Origin of the sequence: Nonomuraea sp. NPDC000554, assembly GCF_040300065.1 — a bacterium.
In the GTDB taxonomy this organism is placed as follows: domain Bacteria; phylum Actinomycetota; class Actinomycetes; order Streptosporangiales; family Streptosporangiaceae; genus Nonomuraea.
Genome location: NZ_JBEPDC010000042.1, coordinates 23,311 through 40,916, shown reverse-complemented (window position 1 = coordinate 40,916; position 17,606 = coordinate 23,311). Strand labels below are relative to the sequence as shown.

Annotated in this window: 15 protein-coding genes; 3 read left to right on the top strand and 12 right to left on the bottom strand. The window is 73.5% G+C overall.

The features are described from left to right. Positions 1 to 19: 19 nt before the first annotated feature. From ABT294_RS46650 to ABT294_RS46640, 3 genes are read left to right on the top strand one after another with little or no spacing between them, the layout of a single operon-like run. Positions 20 to 1,033 carry a sensor histidine kinase gene (locus tag ABT294_RS46650; protein WP_350812964.1) on the top strand — a complete coding sequence of 338 codons (1,014 nt, stop codon included), beginning with the start codon at positions 20 to 22 and terminating at the stop codon, positions 1,031 to 1,033. After that, on the top strand, positions 1,030 to 1,653 hold the full coding sequence (locus ABT294_RS46645) for a response regulator (RefSeq protein WP_350812963.1): 624 nt from the start codon (positions 1,030 to 1,032) through the stop codon (positions 1,651 to 1,653). The genes ABT294_RS46650 and ABT294_RS46645 overlap by 4 nt, the downstream gene beginning before the upstream one ends. Before the next feature lie 54 nt (positions 1,654 to 1,707). After that, positions 1,708 to 3,036 carry an MFS transporter gene (locus tag ABT294_RS46640; protein ID WP_350812962.1) on the top strand — a complete coding sequence of 443 codons (1,329 nt, stop codon included), beginning with the start codon at positions 1,708 to 1,710 and terminating at the stop codon, positions 3,034 to 3,036. On the opposite strand, the gene ABT294_RS46635 is transcribed toward ABT294_RS46640, so the two are convergent. From ABT294_RS46635 to ABT294_RS46580, 12 genes are all read right to left on the bottom strand, one after another. Continuing rightward, entirely contained in the window at positions 3,033 to 4,820 is a 1,788-nt protein-coding gene (locus ABT294_RS46635; RefSeq protein ID WP_350812961.1) for a protein kinase domain-containing protein, read from the bottom strand. The genes ABT294_RS46640 and ABT294_RS46635 overlap by 4 nt on opposite strands. Before the next feature lie 133 nt (positions 4,821 to 4,953). Next, on the bottom strand, positions 4,954 to 6,570 hold the full coding sequence (locus ABT294_RS46630; RefSeq protein ID WP_350812960.1) for an FAD-binding oxidoreductase: 1,617 nt from the start codon (positions 6,568 to 6,570) through the stop codon (positions 4,954 to 4,956). 117 nt (positions 6,571 to 6,687) lie between these two features. After that, a complete protein-coding gene (locus ABT294_RS46625; RefSeq protein ID WP_350812959.1) occupies positions 6,688 to 7,401 on the bottom strand; it encodes a GAP family protein in 714 nt (237 codons plus the stop codon). After that, positions 7,398 to 8,003 (bottom strand): TetR/AcrR family transcriptional regulator, encoded by a 606-nt coding sequence (locus tag ABT294_RS46620; RefSeq protein ID WP_350812958.1) that lies wholly within the window; start codon positions 8,001 to 8,003, stop codon positions 7,398 to 7,400. Before ABT294_RS46620 ends, ABT294_RS46625 begins: the two co-directional genes overlap by 4 nt. Positions 8,004 to 8,135: 132 nt before the next feature. Further along, positions 8,136 to 8,555, bottom strand: coding sequence for a hypothetical protein (locus ABT294_RS46615; protein WP_350812957.1), 420 nt, complete (start codon positions 8,553 to 8,555; stop codon positions 8,136 to 8,138). After that, positions 8,555 to 12,166: an RHS repeat-associated core domain-containing protein gene (locus ABT294_RS46610; RefSeq protein WP_350812956.1), complete on the bottom strand. Its 3,612-nt coding sequence runs from the start codon at positions 12,164 to 12,166 to the stop codon at positions 8,555 to 8,557. The genes ABT294_RS46615 and ABT294_RS46610 overlap by 1 nt, the downstream gene beginning before the upstream one ends. A gap of 20 nt (positions 12,167 to 12,186) precedes the next feature. Then, positions 12,187 to 12,660, bottom strand: a complete 474-nt coding sequence (locus tag ABT294_RS46605) for a hypothetical protein (protein WP_350812955.1) — start codon at positions 12,658 to 12,660, stop codon at positions 12,187 to 12,189. Next, positions 12,641 to 12,991 carry a hypothetical protein gene (locus ABT294_RS46600; protein ID WP_350812954.1) on the bottom strand — a complete coding sequence of 117 codons (351 nt, stop codon included), beginning with the start codon at positions 12,989 to 12,991 and terminating at the stop codon, positions 12,641 to 12,643. The genes ABT294_RS46605 and ABT294_RS46600 overlap by 20 nt, the downstream gene beginning before the upstream one ends. Before the next feature lie 15 nt (positions 12,992 to 13,006). Beyond that, positions 13,007 to 13,768: a YbaB/EbfC family nucleoid-associated protein gene (locus ABT294_RS46595; RefSeq protein WP_350812953.1), complete on the bottom strand. Its 762-nt coding sequence runs from the start codon at positions 13,766 to 13,768 to the stop codon at positions 13,007 to 13,009. Positions 13,769 to 13,981: 213 nt separating this feature from the next. Next, positions 13,982 to 14,218: a hypothetical protein gene (locus ABT294_RS46590; protein ID WP_350812952.1), complete on the bottom strand. Its 237-nt coding sequence runs from the start codon at positions 14,216 to 14,218 to the stop codon at positions 13,982 to 13,984. 10 nt (positions 14,219 to 14,228) lie between these two features. Beyond that, the gene (locus ABT294_RS46585) at positions 14,229 to 15,986 is read right to left on the bottom strand and encodes a hypothetical protein (RefSeq protein ID WP_350812951.1); all 1,758 of its coding nucleotides are present in this window, start codon (positions 15,984 to 15,986) and stop codon (positions 14,229 to 14,231) included. Further along, on the bottom strand, positions 15,983 to 17,170 hold the full coding sequence (locus ABT294_RS46580; protein ID WP_350812950.1) for a cytochrome P450 family protein: 1,188 nt from the start codon (positions 17,168 to 17,170) through the stop codon (positions 15,983 to 15,985). Before ABT294_RS46580 ends, ABT294_RS46585 begins: the two co-directional genes overlap by 4 nt. Positions 17,171 to 17,606: the final 436 nt, after the last annotated feature.

Below are 17,606 nucleotides of genomic sequence, written 5' to 3'. Positions count from 1 at the left end.
GGCGCGCCCCACACCGCACATGGACCTGATCGGGCCACTGGTCGCGCTGGCGGCGATGGTCGCGGCGTTCGTGCCGCGCGTCCCCGTCGCCTGGGCGGCGTCCGCGGCCGGGGCCGCGTCGATCGCCATCACCGCCGCCTACCCGCTGACCGGCAGGCAGGCCGACACCATGCCGTGGCTGCTGGCCGAGCTGCCGCCGCTGCTCGTGCTCGTGCTGCGGGCGGCCCGCCGCGCCCCCGGACGCCAGGTCCTGTCGGCCGCGCTGCCGGCCGTCGCGGTCGCGGCCCTGCTGGTGCGGGGGGTGTGGCGCGACCCGTCCGTGCTGGCGGGAGGGAGCGCGGGCTGGGCGCTGCTGGCGATCGCGGTCGCCGGGGTGGGCCTCTACCTGCGCTCCCTCGACCACGCCCGCGGCCGCGCGGTGGCCGAGGCGAGGCGGGCGCAGCGGCTCGCGTTCGCCCGCGACCTGCACGACTACGTGGCCCACGACGTCAGCGGCATGCTGGTGCAGGCGCAGGCCGCCCAGCTCGTGCCGGGGCCGCTGCCCGCCCCGGTGGCCGACGCGCTGCGGCGCATCGAGGAGGCCGGGCAGCGGGCGCTGGCGTCCATGGACAGGACGGTGGAGATGCTCAACGGCGAGCCGGGCGCGGCGGCGGGCAGGCACGTGCCGGGCATCGAGGCGCTGCCGCAGCTCGCCGACGGGTTCTCGCCGTCGGCCCGGGTGTCCCTCACCGTCGAACCGGGCCTGGACCTGCCGCGCGAGACGTCCGCCACCGCCTACCGGGTGGTGACGGAGGCGCTGACCAACGTCCGCAGGCACGCGACGCGGGCGACCCGCGTCGACATCACGGTGACCCGCGAGGACGCGACGGTGCTCGTACGCGTCACCGACGACGGCGGCGGCCACTCCGAGGCGCCCGACAGAGGCGGATTCGGCCTGGTCGGCCTGGCCGAGCAGGTCGAGGTGCTGGGCGGCACGCTGTCGGCGGGCCCCACGCCGGGCGGCTGGAGCGTCAGGGCGGCGATCCCGGCATGACGACGCGCATCCTCATCGCCGACGACCAGGACGACGTCCGGATCGGGTTCAGGCTCATCCTCGACTCCCAGCCCGACATGACGGTCGTCGGCGAGGCCGCCGACGGGCAGGCGGCCGTGGACCTGGCCCGCCACCTCAGGCCCGACGTGGTGCTCGCCGACATCCGGATGCCCAGGCTCGACGGGCTGGAGGTCACCAGGCGGCTCGCGTCCGAGACCAGGGTGATCGTGGTGACCACGTTCGACCAGGACGACTACGTCCACACCGCGCTGCGCGACGGCGCCTGCGGCTTCCTGCTCAAACGGTCGGGCCCGGTCCTGCTCGTCGAGGCCGTCAGGGCCGCGATGGCCGGTGACACGCTGATCAGCCCGCAGGTCACCGTCAGGCTGCTGCGTCACCTCCGCACCCCGAAGGCGGAGCCGCCGGGGGAGCCGCTCACCGGGCGCGAGCTGGAGATCGCCCGGCTCGTCGCCCACGGACGCACCAACGCCGAGATCGCCGCCGAGCTGTTCATCAGCCCCGGCACGGTCAAGACGCACGTGGCCAACGTCCAGCGCAAGGTGCACGCCGCCAACCGGGTCGGCATCGCCGCCTGGGCCTGGAGCTCCGGGACGGTCTAACCGGTAATGGATGCCCCCAAAGGGGTAAACCACCGGGAAACCCGGGAGGCCCCCATGACGGCGAGCAACGGGTTGCCGGCGGCGGAACGGCGATCCCAGATCAGGAAGGCGGCAACGGCCAGCGTTGTCGGAACCGCCATCGAATGGTACGACTTCTTCCTCTACGGCACGGCCGCGGCGACCGTCTTCGCCGACGTCTTCTTCCCCAAGTCCACCCCCTACGCGGGCACCCTGTCGGCGTTCGCCACCTACGCGGTCGGCTTCGCCGCCCGGCCGCTGGGCGCGGCGATCTTCGGGCACTGGGGCGACCGCATCGGCCGCAAGGCCACACTGATCATCACGCTGGTCATGATGGGCGTCTCCAGCGCGCTGATCGGCCTGCTCCCCAGTACCGACAGCATCGGCGTGCTCGCCCCCGTCCTGCTCGTCGTGCTGCGCGTCCTGCAGGGCATCGCGGTCGGCGGCGAGTGGAGCGGCTCCGTGCTGCTCTCCATGGAATGGGGCGACCAGCGCAGGCGCGGCCTGATGGCGAGCTGGCCGCAGGTCGGCGTGCCCATCGGGCTCATCCTCGGCACCGGCGCCATGTCGCTGGTGGCGATCGCGGCGGGCGACGCGTTCAAGGAGTGGGGCTGGCGCATCCCGTTCCTGCTCAGCCTGGTGCTGGTCGCCGTGGGGCTGTGGGTGCGCCTGCGGGTGATGGAGACGCCACTGTTCGCCCAGCTCCTGGAGACCAGGCAGGTGGCGAAGCTGCCGGTGGTCGAGGTGGTCAAGCGGCACCCCAAGGAGGTCGTGCTCAGCGCGCTGCTGCGGGTCTCCGAGCAGCTGCCGTTCTACCTCTACACCACCTTCGTCATCACCTACATCACCGCCCCGAGCATCGGGATGTCCAGGACGTTCGCCTTCGCCGCCGTCACCGCCGCGGCCTTCGTCGAGCTGTTCGCGATCCCGTACTTCGGCCATCTCAGCGACCGCGTCGGCCGCCGGCGGCTGTACGCGATCGGGGCGGCGCTGCTGGCGGTGGTCGCCTTCCCGTACTACGCGCTGCTCAACACGGGCGTCGCCGTGGTGATCCTGCTGACGATGATGGTCACGCAGATCCAGCACTCCATGGAGTACGGGCCGCAGGCGTCGCTCATCGCCGAGAGCTTCCCGACCGGGCTCAGGTACGGCGGAGCCGGGCTGGGCTACCAGCTCTCCTCGGTCATCGCGGGCGGCCCCGCGCCACTCATCGCGACCTGGCTGCTGCACGACTACGGCTGGCAGGCGATCTCCATCTTCATGATCATCGGCGCGGTGATCGGCTTCGCCGCGACCATGGCGCTGCCCGACCGGTCCAAGATCGACATCTCCGACGGCGCCGCGTACGGCCGCAGCCCGGCCTAGCCCAGGGCGACCCGTGCGCCCGAGCTCGCGCCGGACTCATGCAGTTCCAGCTCGGCGGGCTGGGCGTCCTTCGGCAGCTCGAACAGCAGCTTGCCGGTGAAGGAGCCGCCCGGCCCGATCTGGACGGGCGCGAGCTCGGCGCCGTCCTTGCCGAGCAGCTTGGTGCCGGGGTGCGGCGCGTCGTCCTCGTCGACCAGCTGCTGCTGGGCGGGGGACAGGACGCGCGCCTCGTCGCCGACGTTGGTCACCTTCACCGCCACCTGGCACGTCCGCGCGGGGGCGGCTCTCGCAGGTTTGGGGCAGCTGCTGCTGGTGACCGCGAACCTCAGCCGCCCGTCCTGGACGGGGCTGCCCGCGTCGGCCATGCTGGACGACCTGATCAGCCAGACGATGACGGCGATCAACAGCAGGAACAGCAGGACGACCGCCGCCAGCGCGGCCATGCAGCCGGTGAACACGCCTCGCTTCCGCTTGGCGGGCGGGAAGGGCGCGGCGCCGCGCGGCGGCAGCGGCCCCTGGCCCGTCTGATGAGGCGGCAACCCCTGCGACGGCCCCCGCCCTGTCTGGTTGGGCAGCGGCACCGGACCTGTCTGATGGGGCAGCAGGACCTGACCTGTCTGATGGGGCGGTGGGGCCTGTCCCGTCTGGTGGGGGAGCGGGCCGCGCGCGGAGCCGCCCTGCGGCGGCTGCGCGGGCCCCTGACGGGCGGGCTGGGCGCGTCCGGACTGGCTGGGCCCCGGCGGCACGGGCGGGACCTGGACGGGCGGCGGGGACGGCGCACGGCGGGGCGGCGGAGAGCCGGCGGGCGCCGGCCGTCCCGGCGCGTTGCGCGGGAACTCGGCGAGCGGCGGGAACTCCGACGCGTTCCACGCGCTGGTGAGGTGGCGGCTCGCCGCGAGCTGCGCGGCGGGCTCGTCGGCCGCGCCCACCAGTTCGAGCAGCAACTGCTTGGCGGCGGGACGGCGGGCGGGATCGGGATGGATGGCCGCGGCCACCAGCCGGTCGAGCGGCGCGGGAAGCCCGCGCAGGTCGGGCGGGGCGGTGCGGGCGCGAGCCGCCATCACGTAGGCGTCGCCCTCGCCGAACGGGTGCCCGCCCAGACCGGCGTACGCGATCAGCGAACCCCACGCGAACACGTCCCCTGCCGGGCTGGTGCGCCCCTCGAAGACCTGCTCGGGAGCGATCCAGCCGGGAGTCCCCATCACCATGCCCGTGTTGGTGTGCCGCGAGTCGACGTGCGTCGAGCGCGCCAGCCCGAAGTCGATCACCCGCGGCCCGGCCAGCGTCAGCATCACGTTGGCGGGCTTCAGGTCGCGGTGCACCAGCCCCACCGCGTGGATCGCGGTCAGCGCCGCGGCCACTCCCACCGCCGCCGAATGCAGCACCGACGGCGACAGCGCGCCGTGCTCGATCAGGTGGTCTTCCAGCGAGATGCCGTCGATGTACTCGGTGACCAGGTACAGGACGCCGTCGTGCTCGCCGTGGTCGAGGACGCGGGCCGTGCAGAACGAGGCCACCTTGCGGGCGTTGGACACCTCCTCGTGGAAGCGCGCCCGGTAGACCTGGTCGGCGGCGTAGTCGCGGCGGATCGCCTTGAGCGCCACCACCGGCTCGTCGGCCTTCCTGGCCAGGTACACGGTGCCCATGCCGCCGGATCCGAGGCGGCTGACCAGCTCGTACGGGCCGATCGCCGGCGGGTCCTCTGGCGTCAGCGGAGTGCCTGCGGAGCGCCCCTGCTGCCCCAACGTCGCTGTCCTCTCGCCGTCGTCATCCCGTCGACTCAAACCGACCGATCCTCCGCCCGGCATGCCCGTTTCCCCCAAGACTCTAACGGAGGAAGAACCCACCCGGTGGCCGCGCGCGTGGCGTGAGACCGCTGACGTCGGCGCTACGAAGATCCCCGGCGGCGTCGGGCACTCAGTGGGGCGGTCGTACCGACAGGGTGTGCCGGAAATGGTTTCGTGGATCCCACTGCCGCTTCACCCGCTGGAGCCGTGGATAGTTCGCCCCGTAATAGAGCGCGTGCCAGGGCACCGACGAGGTGTTCTGCGCCGGGTCGGCCAGATCGGGGTCTGGATAGTTGATGAAGCAGCCGCCGTTGCGCGCGTCGTGGGACGGCACGCCGCCGGTCGCGGCGTACACCTTCCGGTAGAGGTCGCGCACCCACCGCTGATGCGCGGCGTCGTCCCTGGCGGACGAACCGGACGCGGTGTAGATGGCCTTGAGCATGGAGTCGCGCTCTACGACGGCGGTGTCACCGGGACGGACGGCGTTGACCTTGCCACCGGTGGCGACCAGCCACACGGCGCCCTGCGGACCGGCCTCGGGTTTGGCGGACAGAGCCTGCCACAGCACCTCGATCTGCGCGTCGGTGAACCGGTCGCGCAGGTACCCGGTCTTGACGATGAAGCGGGAGCCGAGGATCTCCTCGCTGTCGCCGGCCGACACCTGGTGCTCAAGCCAGGGCCGGTACGCCTTCTCGAGCTGACGCGGCGCGGTGGTGCCTGCGGTGACGGCGGCGACGTAGCTCGCCAGGATGCGCTCGGCGTCCGGGCCGACCACCTGACCACTCAGAATGACCGCGCCGAGCTTGGTCCCGAACAGCAGCAACGCGCTGTGCAGCGCGGTGCCGGGTGAACCCGGCGCGCTGTTCTCGGCGTGCCATCGGCCGTGCTGGCGCACCAGCCGGGTGAACGACTCGTGGTCGAGCGAGTCCCACCCCCACAGCACTTTGAAGTCCAGCACCCGCGCGGGCGGCCGCGGCAGCAGGTGCCGCGGATCGTCGCCGGTCGCGCCGGGGGTACGCAGCCAGTACCGGGTCACCACCCCGAAATTGCCGCCACCACCGCCGGCGTGCGCCCACCACAGGTCGCGGTTCGGATCGTCCGGTTCGCGGGTGGCCACGGTGACCCGGACCGAGCCGGCGTCGTCGACGGTCACGACCTCGACGGCGTACAGGTGGTCGACGCCCAGCCCGTGCAGCCGTGACATCGCGCCGTGCCCACCGCCCATGATGTGGCCGCCGGCCCCGACCTCCGGGCAGCTGCCGAGCGGGACGGTCACCCCCCACCCGAGAAACAGCCGCCGGTACAGCTCCCCGAGCTGGACGCCGGGCTCGACCGCGAACGCCCGGCGGGTGGCGTCGTACCAGATGCCGGTCATCCCGGCCAAGTCGATGATGACCTCAGTGGCCGGGTTGTCGACGAAATCGGCGAAACAGTGCCCGCCGCTGCGTACCGCGACGCGTTTTCCGGCCTTCACCGCTTCGGCGACCGCGGCGACGACCTGATCGGTGGACGAGGCCAGATGGACGTACTCCGGCGTACTCCGGAACCGTTGGTTGGCGCCCCTGGCGACCAGGTCCGGATATCGGGTGTCGCGGGGGCCGACCTTGGCCGCCGGCATCGGCGGGGGCCAGCCGGTAGGCGTGGCCGCGGCCGCCGGCTGAGGCCGGCCGGCCAAGCCGCCGATGCCAGTGGTGGCCAGGCCGCCCATCATGCCGGCCAGTACGGCGCGACGATCCGGGGTACTCACGAAACTTCCTCCTCGAACAGTGGATTCACGTAGCCGGCCGGCGCGGTGCGGACCGCCCGCCGGCCGTGGTCGGTTCTGGTCGCCATCGGGTTGACGATGAGTACGAACGCGACCCGTTCAGCTCTCCAGGAGCAGGCTGGCTACCGCGTTGAGGGCCACGGCGATGCCGAGGCCGCCCACGGTCCAGCCAAGGACTCGGGCGAGGTTCCTGGTCAGCCAGTCGTTGGTCCGTTGCAGCAGCGGCTCCACCGCCCGGTGGGCGGTCAGGCGGGCGACGGCCAGCACGAGGGCGGGAAGCGTCATCACCAGGCAGTATCCGGCGAGCGCGGCCCCGGTGAGCTGCCAGCCCAGGTCGGCGTTGGCGATCACGCCCACGGCCGCCAGGTAGGGCAGCATCGTGGCCACCTCCAGCAACGCCGCCAGCAGCGCCAGGCTCATCAGGCTCCGGGCGCTGCCGCCGCCCGACATCGCCCTCGCCCGCCACCGCTGGACCTTGCCCGGGCTGCCCTCCTGCCGCCGGGCCCTGGCCTCCAGCCAGTAGCTCAACGCGATGATCGCGACGCCGAGGGCAAGCTGCCCCGCCTTCAGGGCCGGCGGCGGGATGGTCGCGACGGCAGCGCGCACTACGGTCAGTACGGCATCGGCTCCCAGCGTGAGCAGCACGCCCACGCAGAAGTAGAACACGGCCACCGTCGCCAGGTAGGCGACGATGCGGCCAAGGCGCAGCCGTCCAGGGGTCAGCAGCAGCCAGATGGGGATCAGCAGGGTGCCGAAGCTGGTGCTGTCGATCAGGCTGAGCCCGGCCAGCGCCAGCGCGAGTGCAGGAGTCACGCGCCCGTCCCCTGGCCGAACAGTCGTTCCAGGTAGCCGGCGAGGGCCGCACGCATGCTTTCGGCGTCGTAGCCGGGGCCGGTCGTGGCGTGGTGCAGGCACAGGCCGTCCACGAACGCCACGAGCGCCGCGGCCTCCGCCTCCGGGGCGAGGGCGGCGGCCAGCTCGCCCGAGCGCTGGGCGGCCGCCAGGGCGTCGGTGACGCCGTCGAGCAGGTCGGAGGTGGCGGCCTGGTGGATGGCGGCCATCTTCGGATTGGTGAGCGACGCCTGGAGGAAGTTCAGCCAGACCCTGAGCTCCGATTCCCGCTCCCGGTCCAACGGGAGGAACGTCTCCATCAGCCGCATCACGACGTCACGCACGGGGACGGTGATCGGCACCTGCCCTACGCGCTCGGCGGCACGCTGGTAGACGTGCTCGATGCCGAAGATGAGCAACTCGTCCTTGGAGCGGAAGTACCGCTGCACCAGGCCCACCGACACCTGGGCCGCCGCCGCGACGTCGGCCAACGTGGTACTGCCGAGCCCGCGCTCGGACAGCGTGCTCATCAGCGCTTCAGCGATCTGCAGGCGCCGCGTGTCCGGATCTGCATGCCTTGTCATGAAAAAATAATACCAACATATTTTTTCACCGACGACGAGATCGCCGAGCAGCCCGGCAGCGTTCAGCTCCGAACTCAAGGAGATCGACTTCACCACCGTCGACCTGGCCGCCTGAGCTCGCCGGCCGGTGTCCTACTCCGGGTGCTCCCAGGTCTCCCGCTGGTCCGGGTCGAGGTCGATGGGGGGCATCTCCGCCAGGTAGAGGTGCGCCATCCCCACCAGTTCGTCCGCGGTGACGTCCGGCAGGGCGTCGAAGTCCGCGTGGGACATGTCGAGGGTGAAGCTTCCTCCCGAGCCGTCGTCCAGGACGGCGGTGACCAGGCACCGGTACACCCCCGGCCCCTCCGTGCCGAAGACCACCGCGAACAGGGACCGGACCCGGTCCCCGTGGGCGGCCAGCCAGCCCGGCCGCCCGACGGCGGACCGGCCCTGCTCGCGGGCGTTCCGCGCGAGTCGTTCGTAGTCGGCCAGGGACGGCTTCTTGATGTCACCCCGGCCGCCAGGCGAGTAGAGGTCCAGGCTCGGCCACTTCCGGCCGCCGAAGATGCGCATCAGCGCCTCCTGAAGTTGTTGACGAACACCGGGGTGTCCAGGGTGATCTCCGACTCGGGGTCCTCCGCCCGGCGGATGAGCGCGAGCCGCCGGTGGTTGCCCTGCAGGATCGTGCCCGGATACCTCGGGTGCACCGCCATGTACTGGCCGTCGCGCGGCCGGAAGACCGACTGCAGCAGTTCGGCGTCCGCGCGCCTGGACGCGCCCGCCGCCCTGCCCGCGTACTGCGGGTTGCCCGCCTTCAGGTCCAGCAGGTCGCGGACCGTGGCGTTGGCCGCCGGGGCCGTTCCGCTGAGGTTGCGGTTCAGCGTGCGGTTGTCGTGTTTGGCCAGTTGCAGGGCGACGGCCCAGCGCGGCCCCTTCTGCCGCCAGTGACCGAACTTGAGTGCCAGATCTTTGAAGAACACCGGGCAGGGTGCGAGGCCGAGCGGGTCGGCCCAGGTCAGCGGGTTGGCGACGTAGGCGTACGGGTCGAGTTGAGGGGCCAGGCCGAGGTGATCCGGGCTCTGGTAGCGGGCCGTGGCGGGGTCGTAGTAGCGCCGGTTGTTGTAGTGGAGGCCGGTCTCCGCGTCGAAGTACTGGCCGGGGAACCTGAGCGGGCAGTCCACCCCCTCGCGGGCCTGCGGGACGCCACCTCCCCACAGCGTGGGCACGTGCCGCCAGACCGGCTCGCCGGCGTCGTCCACCAGTTCGGCCGGGGAGCCGGCGAGGTCGGTGACGACGCCGTAGAACCGCCGCCCGGACCCGTCACGCTCGGTCTGGGCGAGCGGCCGGACGCCATCGGGCTCGTAGTCCCAGGTGATCGTGCGTGCGGCGGCACCCGGCACGGCCACCGTGGCCTGCTCGGCGAGCGTGGCGTCGTCCCAGGTGTAGTCGGTCTGTTCGACGACGGTGCGGCCGCCGGGCGCCAGCCGTTGCTTGGCGACGCGGCGTCCCAGCGCGTCGTACCGGTAGCGCCAGCGCCGCCCGCCGGGGGTCGTGACGCCGACGAGCCGGTCGTCGGCGTCCCAGTCGTAGCGCCAGTGCGGGGAGCCGTCCGTGTGCCGCCGCAGGACGACCCGGCCCTGGCCGTCGTACTCGTAGCGGACCTGCCCCGCCGAGCGGAGCCGCGCGCCCGCGTACTCGTGCGCGCCCGGAGTGTCGCCGCCGGGCCGGTCGATGTGGACGAGGCCACCGGCGGCGTCGTAGGCGTAGCGTTCGTGCCGCCCCGCCGCCTGGACGCCGGTCACCCGCCCGACGGCGTCCAGTTCGAAGTGCCTGGCGCCGATCGTGCGGTCCTCGGTGCCGACGAGGTTCCCGTCCGGCTGGTAGGAGTAGGTGCGCTGCTGGAGGATGCCGGTGCCCCGCAGGGTCTGGCGGACGAGCCGGTCACCGGGCTCCCAGTCCTGGACGAGCGTCGCGCCGGGACCGATCCGGCGGCTGGTCTCCCGCCCGGAGGCGTCGTACGCGAAGCTCAGGGTCCGGCCCGCCGTGTGCAGAGCGACGTGCCGGCTCGCGGCGTCGTACTCCCAGGCCGCCTCCGCGCCGGACGGCGTGCGGCGCAGCACGCGGCGGCCCGCCGCGTCGTAGGCCGACTCGATCCGGCGGCCGTTGCACACCTCGGCCACCACCCGGCCGAGCGCGTCATGCTCGAACCTGACCTCGGCGTCGGCGTTCACCGCGCTGACCAGCCGGCCCGTGACGCTGTAGCCGAAGGTCGCGACCTCGTCGCCGGAGCGCTGCTCGACCACGTGGCCCAGCGGGTCGCGGGTGTAGCGGACGGTCTGGCCCGCGCCGTTGACACGCTCGGCCAGCAGGCCCGCGTCGTCGTAGGCGTAACCGAGCACCCGGCCGTTGTAGTCGGTCTCCTGCACCAGGTTGCCGGCCGGGTCGTAGACGTAGCGCCACACCAGCCCGCGCGGGTCGGTGACGGCCGTGAGCCGCAGCTCGGTGTCGTAGCCGAACGTCACGCGGGCGCCGTCCTGCTCGATCCGGGCGGTGGGCACGTCGAAGGGCCCGTACTCGGTACGGCTGACGCGGCCCGCGGCGTCCACGTGCGTGACGAGGTTGCCCTCGCCGTCGTAGGACCAGCGTTCTGTCTCTCCGCCGGGCAGGGTCACGGAGGTGAGGCGGCCCTCGGTCGTCCAGGTGAGATGGGTGACGCCGCCGAGCGGGTCGAGCGCCTCGGTCACCCGGCCGAGCGGGTCGCGGGCGCAGCGGCTCGTCCCGCCGAGCGGGTCGGTGACGCTGATCGGCAGGCCCGCGTCGTCGTTCACGACGCGGGTCACCGCCCCCAGCGGATCGGTGACCGCCGACAGCCCGCCCCGCTCGTCGTACGCGTACCGGGATGTCGCGCCGGCCGGGTCCGTCAGCGTCACGAGGTTGCCGCGCGGGTCGTACTCCTGCCGCCACACCGTGCCGTCGGCGTCGGTGACCTCCACAGGGAGGCCGAGATCGTTGTAGCGGGCGGTGATCCGCCGCCCGTCGGGGCGGACGACCGCGGTGAGGTTCCCCGCCCCGTCGTAGGAGCACCTGGTGGTACGGCCCAGCGGATCGGTTCTGGACAGCAACCGGTCCCGTTCGTCCCACTCCGACCGGGTGGTGTGTCCCAGCGGGCCGGTCTCGGCGACCACCTGTCCTGAGTCGTTGAGGTGGTAGTTCGTCCGGTTCCCGAGCGAGTCGGTCATGACCGTGACGAGGTCCCCGTAGGCCAGCGTGACGTCGAGGAAGCCGCCGTCTCCGTGCCCGCGGACGCCACGTCCCCGCTCGTCGTAGACGTATCGGTACCAGTGCCCGTTGCGGTCGGTCCAGCCGGTCAGCCGTCCCTCGGGATCGTAGTCGAAACGCAGCGGGTGGCCGGTGGAGTCGTACACCTCGGCCAGGTGGCCCGCGTCGTCGTAGGCGTACCGGACGAGGTCCAGATCCTGGCCGCCGGACACCAGCCGCAGGGCCGTCACCCGGGCGGCGTCGTCGGTGTGCACGGCGATCCGGTAACCGCCGGAGTGCCGGATGCCGGTGAGCCGCCCGCCGGGGTCGTAGTCGAAGTCGATCCGGTTGCCGTTGCGGTCACCGGCGGCCATGATCCTGCCGTCGTCCGGGGCGAACCACAGCGTCTGTCCCGCCTGCGGGTCCGTGACCGTGTAGCCGCCCTCCGCGTCCGCCGCCAGCGGCCAGCACGGCCCGGCTTCGGGCAGCACCGGGGTCTCGCGCACCGGCGGGTACGCGAGCACCATGCCGTCCGCCGCGGCGAAGTACACACCGTTGTCGCCGAACTCCAGCCGCTGGTCCAGCGTTGACGCCCACGACACCCCGAACGACCGCCCGGCCCGGTACGACGACACGTGCGTGCGTTCCAGCTCCAGCGGCAGCACGCCGGGCAGTTCCACGTCGACCTGCTGGAGCACCACCTCTCCGCTGGCCACGTCGATCGGGTCCTTTGTCCGGACCCGCGCGGCATAGCTCCGCGACCGCTGCCAGGCGCCGACCCCGGCATCCAGTGACCGCCTCAGACCGACGCCCGCGCCACGAGCCGCGCCGAGGACCGCCTGGGCGCCCCGGGTCCTGAACAACGCCCCGGCCGCCCGGAACAAGCCCTGCTGTGCCAGGCCGAGACCGACTTTGGAACCCCCCATCCCGCCCGTCTTTCCGTGGTTCAGCGGCGCACGGCGTCCGCCGCGGCGTAGGTCGTCAGGTCGAGACAGCGCCGCCCCGCCTGCCGCACCACGGGGAGCAGCGCGCCACCGGCTCCGCCCGAGGAGGCGAGGGCGGCCGCGGTGACGCCGTACTGGTACAGCGTGAGGGCCTTGTGCGCCAGCACGATCGCCGCGCAGACCTGGAGGCCGAGGCCGACGACCCGGGTGCCGGTGGTGGCGAGTTCGAGGTTCTCGCTCGCGCCCCGCGGCTGGCCGAAGTGCTCGGCGAAGGCCGTGAAGTCGTCTCCCTTGCTGGTGGCGACGATGGCCTGCGCGAACCCCTTCCCGTCGGCCAGCGGCTCGCGCATCAGGTCGGCGTACCGGCCGGGGACCTTGCCCATGGCCGCGACCAGGTCCTCGTCGCCGTCGGGGAAGATCGACCCCAGGAAGGCGGCCACGACGGAGAGTTGTCCGTCAGGAGGTTGGAGGCCCATGCCATCCGGTCCTTTCCAGGGGGTCGTGGATCGGCGCCATCGAGGCGTCCTCCGCCGACCGGTGAACGACGGCTGTCTTGTGCAGGGTCTCGGGGTAGGCGGCGTAATCTCCCAGGTTGTCCTGCTGGCACTGTGTGTACGCCTCGTGCACGGCGCCGAAGCACGTGTCGATCGCCTGGCCGACCTCGTTGTTGACGCCCCAGGGACGGCCGAAGGAGGCCATCTCCGCCAGGTACGCCCGCACGGTCGCCCGGGTGCGGGCGTGCGCGTCGCCGAGCCCGTCGGCGTACCGTGCCAGCAGCGCATGATCGACTTCGAGTTCGGCAGCCATGTCGTACGTCCTGTCTCAGTCCCCGGTTGAGTCCAGGGGCCCGATACTATCCATGAGATCACTCAGCGCCTGCCCGTAGGCCCGCATCTCCGCGACGCCCGACTCCCGCAGATCCGCGATCCGGGCGGCGATCTGCTCGGGATCGGCTCCCGCGGCCTGCTGGCACTCCCGGGTGCGGGCCGCCAGGTCGTCCAGTGCCAGGTTCACGGCGGTCATGAGGCCATCGCCGAGCTCCGCCGCGTTCCGCATCGCCCGGGGCCGGATGGTCACCGAGTCCAGCCGCGGCGCCGGCCGGCAGACCACCCGGACGAGCCCTCCGGCGGCCACGCCCTCGCCGGAGACTTCGGCGGCGTCGCCGGCCGCCTGGCCGATGGCCTCCAGCACCCCGGCGAGCCGGTCGAAGGCGGGCCCGAGATCCAGCCGTGGAACAACGAGGGAAACCTCCGCCTCCTGACGTAGCCGCCAGGCGCTCTCCTGGATCGCGGCCGTGATGTCCTCCGCCCGCGCCGCGACGTCGTCGCGAATCTCCCGGAACTGCCCGGCCAGCGCCAGGGGGTCGATGACCGGCGGTTGCCCGGACTGCTCGGTGTGCTCGTCGTCCAGGGCGGCGTTCACGGCCTCCAGCGCGTGCCCGGCCAGTTCCTCCGGCGTCAGGGCCAGCGCTCGCGGATCCACCCGGCAGGACGCCACCCGGCCGCCGGAGACCACCACCCGCACGCGGCCGTCAGCCGCTTCGCCGACGTGCACCATCGCGACCTGCCCGGATGTGTTGATCACGCACGACGGGTACTGTACAGGACGCGTCACGGCCACCAGGAGAACGCCTCCTGGAGCGCCCCGCGGCCACACCGCACCCCGACGATGGCCGTGTCCTCCGGGCATCCGGACCATGACAACCGATCACGTAGAGCCGCACGCTCCACGGGACGCCGGCTCGGAGGGCTGGGTGTGTTGTGCTGGTTGTGCCATGGCGCGACCCACACCATTCGATCACCACTCCATGGGACGTCGGCGCGGGGCCTCCGCGTGGGCCTGGACGCGTCTGGCAGCGTCCGCCAGGTGGGCGGAGGCCAGCGTGCAGCGCATGATCTGGCCGTTCAGCACGGCCTCGAACCAGGGGGGCGCCGCTCCGTCCGCGCGCAGCCTGACGGCGAGATCGCGCAGGCGGCGGGCGAGCTCCGCCAGCTCGGCGGAGTCCCTGCGCAGCGTGTCGGCGGGATCGTCCACGGCCTCCTCCTTACCGGATCGTGATCGCGGCGACGGCGGCGAAGAGACTCACCGCGGCGCGCGCCGCCGCCTGCCTGAGCGGCTGCTCGACCGGCCCCGCGGACGTGCCGGCGCGGCCCGTCGCGACGCTCGGGAACCGGGAGCCGGCGGGCGGCCGGAGACGGTTCCCGAGCTGGTACGCCTGCGAGCGCGTCACCGGCCCACGGTAGGCCGCCAGCCGCCGCTCCAGCAGGAGACGGGTGACCGGCAGGTCGTCGCGGAGGCCGGCCAGGTAGGCGGAGACGTGGTGGCAGCCGGGGAAGGTGTGGGCGGGGTCGGTGTAGCCGACGGTGTACCAGCCGGGGGGCGGGCCGAGGCGGGCCCCGGCCGCCAGGACGTCCAGCGCGGGGACCAGGTCGTGCCGGTTGCTGACGGACGCGACCCAGGTGCGCGGGTCGGCGCAGGGCGTGCCGCCGACGGGCGCACCGACGCACACCACGTGCGTCACCCGGTACCGGGAGCAGAACTCCGCGTCCCGCGCGAGGCCGAGCACGGCGGCTCCGCCCTCGCCGTGGCCGATGAGCGCGATCAGGGCCCCGTCCGGCACCCCGAAGTCGGCGACAGCCTCGGCCAGTCCCTGCGCGTACGCGGCCGCAGACGGTCTCGCGCTGCCGTGCCTGTGCGCCGCCGCGGACAGCCTCGCGTTGCCGTGCCCGTGCGCCGCCGCGGGCGGGCTCGCGCTGTCGGGTGCCGCCCCGCCCAGGTCCTCCGGCGAACCGGGCAGCCCCACGCTCCCGTGCGCCGCACCACCCGGGCGGTCCCGGGTGTCGGTGGCCTGGAGGACGTATCCGACGGTGCCGCCCGCCCGGACCTCCTGGAGCAGGACGCGGCCGTCGTCGCCGAGGCGCTCGATGTTGCCCAGGTAGTCCAGCAGGCCGCCCTCGCCGCTCGCCGCCGCGAACGGCACGCGTTCGGCCGCGACCCCGCCGCCGTCCCGTCCGGTGACCGTCCTGACGAGCGCGCCCCGCGGCGGCCCGGCGAGGGACGGACGGCGGGACCCGCCGCCGGAGCGGCCGGGTGGGTGGCCGGTGAGCAGCGCCCGCGTCGCCGCGACCTCCCTGGCGACCATCGCGACCGACGGCGGCATCGCGCCGCCTCCGCAGGGGAACGGGAAGCCGGATGACTCCGGGTCCCTGCCGGTGGCGACGGCGTCGAGGAGGGCGTCGGCGCCGGCCAGCTCGGGGTGGATCAGAGTGAGGGCCGAGACGCGCAACCGCAGCGAGGTGACGGCCACGCGGCCGGCCAGGCTCGCACGTCCGGCCGGTGGCCGCAGCCACGAGATCACCCCGCCCAGCAGAGAACCCCAGCCACCCCGACCACCCAGCAACTCGCCCGGGACGGAGGTTCGGTCGTTCGGCTTGGAGTCTCGGAGGGGGGAGAGCACGGGGCTCAGGGCGTGGCCGAGGCCGTGGGGGTGGGGCAGGGCGTGCAGGAGGGCGCGGTGGGCGCGCCAGGCCGTGCGGGGCGAGCGCGGCGCCGAGGTGGTGAGGTCCGGGCCGAGCAGGATCGCGGTGGCGCGGTCGCCGATCGCCGCTATCCGCTCCGCGGTCTCGGCGAGCTCCGCCGCCGCCTCCCGCAGCGCACGCTCGGCCTTCCCATACGGTCCCGGCGTGCTGATCGTGACGTCGCGTGGGGTCTTCTCGTGCGGTCCTGGTGCGGTGGTCGTGACGTCGTGTGGGGTCTTGTCGTGTGGTCCCGGCGTGGGGATCGTGATGCCGCGTGCGGTCATGCGGGGTCCTTTCTGGGGGTTCTGGGCAGCATCACGACCCGCAGGCGGAGCGGGTTGAGCGTGGAGGGCAGCGGACGGGACGGCGACAACTCCCTCCCGACCGCCTCAGGACGGGCGAGCGCGAGCATCCCGTCCAGGAAGGCCGTGCCCACCAGCAGGGCCAGCTTCATCCCCTTGCACCGCTCGCCGAACGGCGTGGCCCACAGCTCGTCGGAGGCCGTCCCGTCCAGCCACATCTCGGGGACGAACGGCAGGTCGTCGCCGTGCTGGTCCAGCCCGATCGGGACGAGCACCGTGGTGCCCGCCGGCACGGCGGTGCCGTACCAGTCGGTGACGCGGGTGGTCACCCACGACAGCGCGGGCGCCGGAGGCCACAGCCGCAGCCCCTCCTGCAGGCAGGCCCGCAGGTAGTCGGGGTCGGTCTCGGCGGTGTGCCGCTGCGCGGGATGGGTGGCGAGCAGCGCCAGCGTCTGCAGCAGCCCGGACGCCGTCACGCTGAACCCCATCAGCCAGAACGCCGCCTGCCTGAGCCTGTTCAGTTCGGGTCCGAGGGGCGCGGAGGCGATCAGCCCGGCCAGGCTGCCGGGTTCGGCGCGGCGCAGGTGGTCGAGGAGCCTGGCGTCGTACCTGCCCGAGAGGATCTCGTGGCGGCGGCGTGCCCCGCGGCTGAACCCGACCCTGCCGGCCTCCCGTCGCAGCTCGGCGAGCAGCGCGCTCAACTCCTCGTCGCCTGCCGCGCCGGCGCCGTAGACGCAGCGCCGGGCGACGCGCTGCCAGGCGGCGTTCAGCCGGTCGAAGCCGACCACGCCGCCGGCCAGCGACGCCGCCTCCTCCCGCGCGACGGCGGTGAACGTGTCGTGCAGGCGATGCACGCCGGAGCCCGAGTCGAGCGCGGAGGACACGTAGACGTCTTCGGGGTCGGACATGACGCGCCGCACGTCCCGCCTCGACAGGACGAGCAGCGTCGGCCCGGACGGCCCGCGCACCAGGACGGGACGTCCGCCGTACTTGCGCTCCAGCCCGGCCAGCAGGGCGCGGGCGCGGCGCGGCACGGCGAGCCTGGCCGTCAGGTCGTGGGCGCGACGGGAGGAGACGACGGTGCCGCGCAGCACTCCGATCAGGAAAAGCGTGACGGCGAGCCGCAGGTTCTCCAGCGCGGTCGCCCTGGGCAGCCCGCCGGGCACCTACCGCCTCCTCGACCCGGACGGCCCGCCCGCGCCCGGGGGCGGCGGGTCGGTGGGGTTCGCCGGTCCGCTGGAGGGTAGACGCGCGTCCGGGTTCGCCGGTCCGCCGGAGGGTAGGCGCGCGTCCGGGTTCGCCGGTCCGGTGGATCGCGCGCCTACCCCTCGGCACCGGCTGCCCCTGGGGGTGGCCGGCCGGCGCCCGCGGTTCCGGGGCCATCCGGGCTCTCGCCCGGCGGACCGCGGGCGCCTCCTCAGTGGCCGGAGCATCGGGGGCACGCGCTCGCCGAGGGGCACCGCCGCGGCGGGCGGCCAGGAAGCGGCCGGGGCGTCCCGGCGCGTTCGCCCGGGTGGCCGCGGTGCCGCCGGTCGAGGGCGCCGGTCCGGGCTGGTGTTGTGGTCATGCCCACGATGGGAGCCCCTGAGGCCGGGGCCGGGG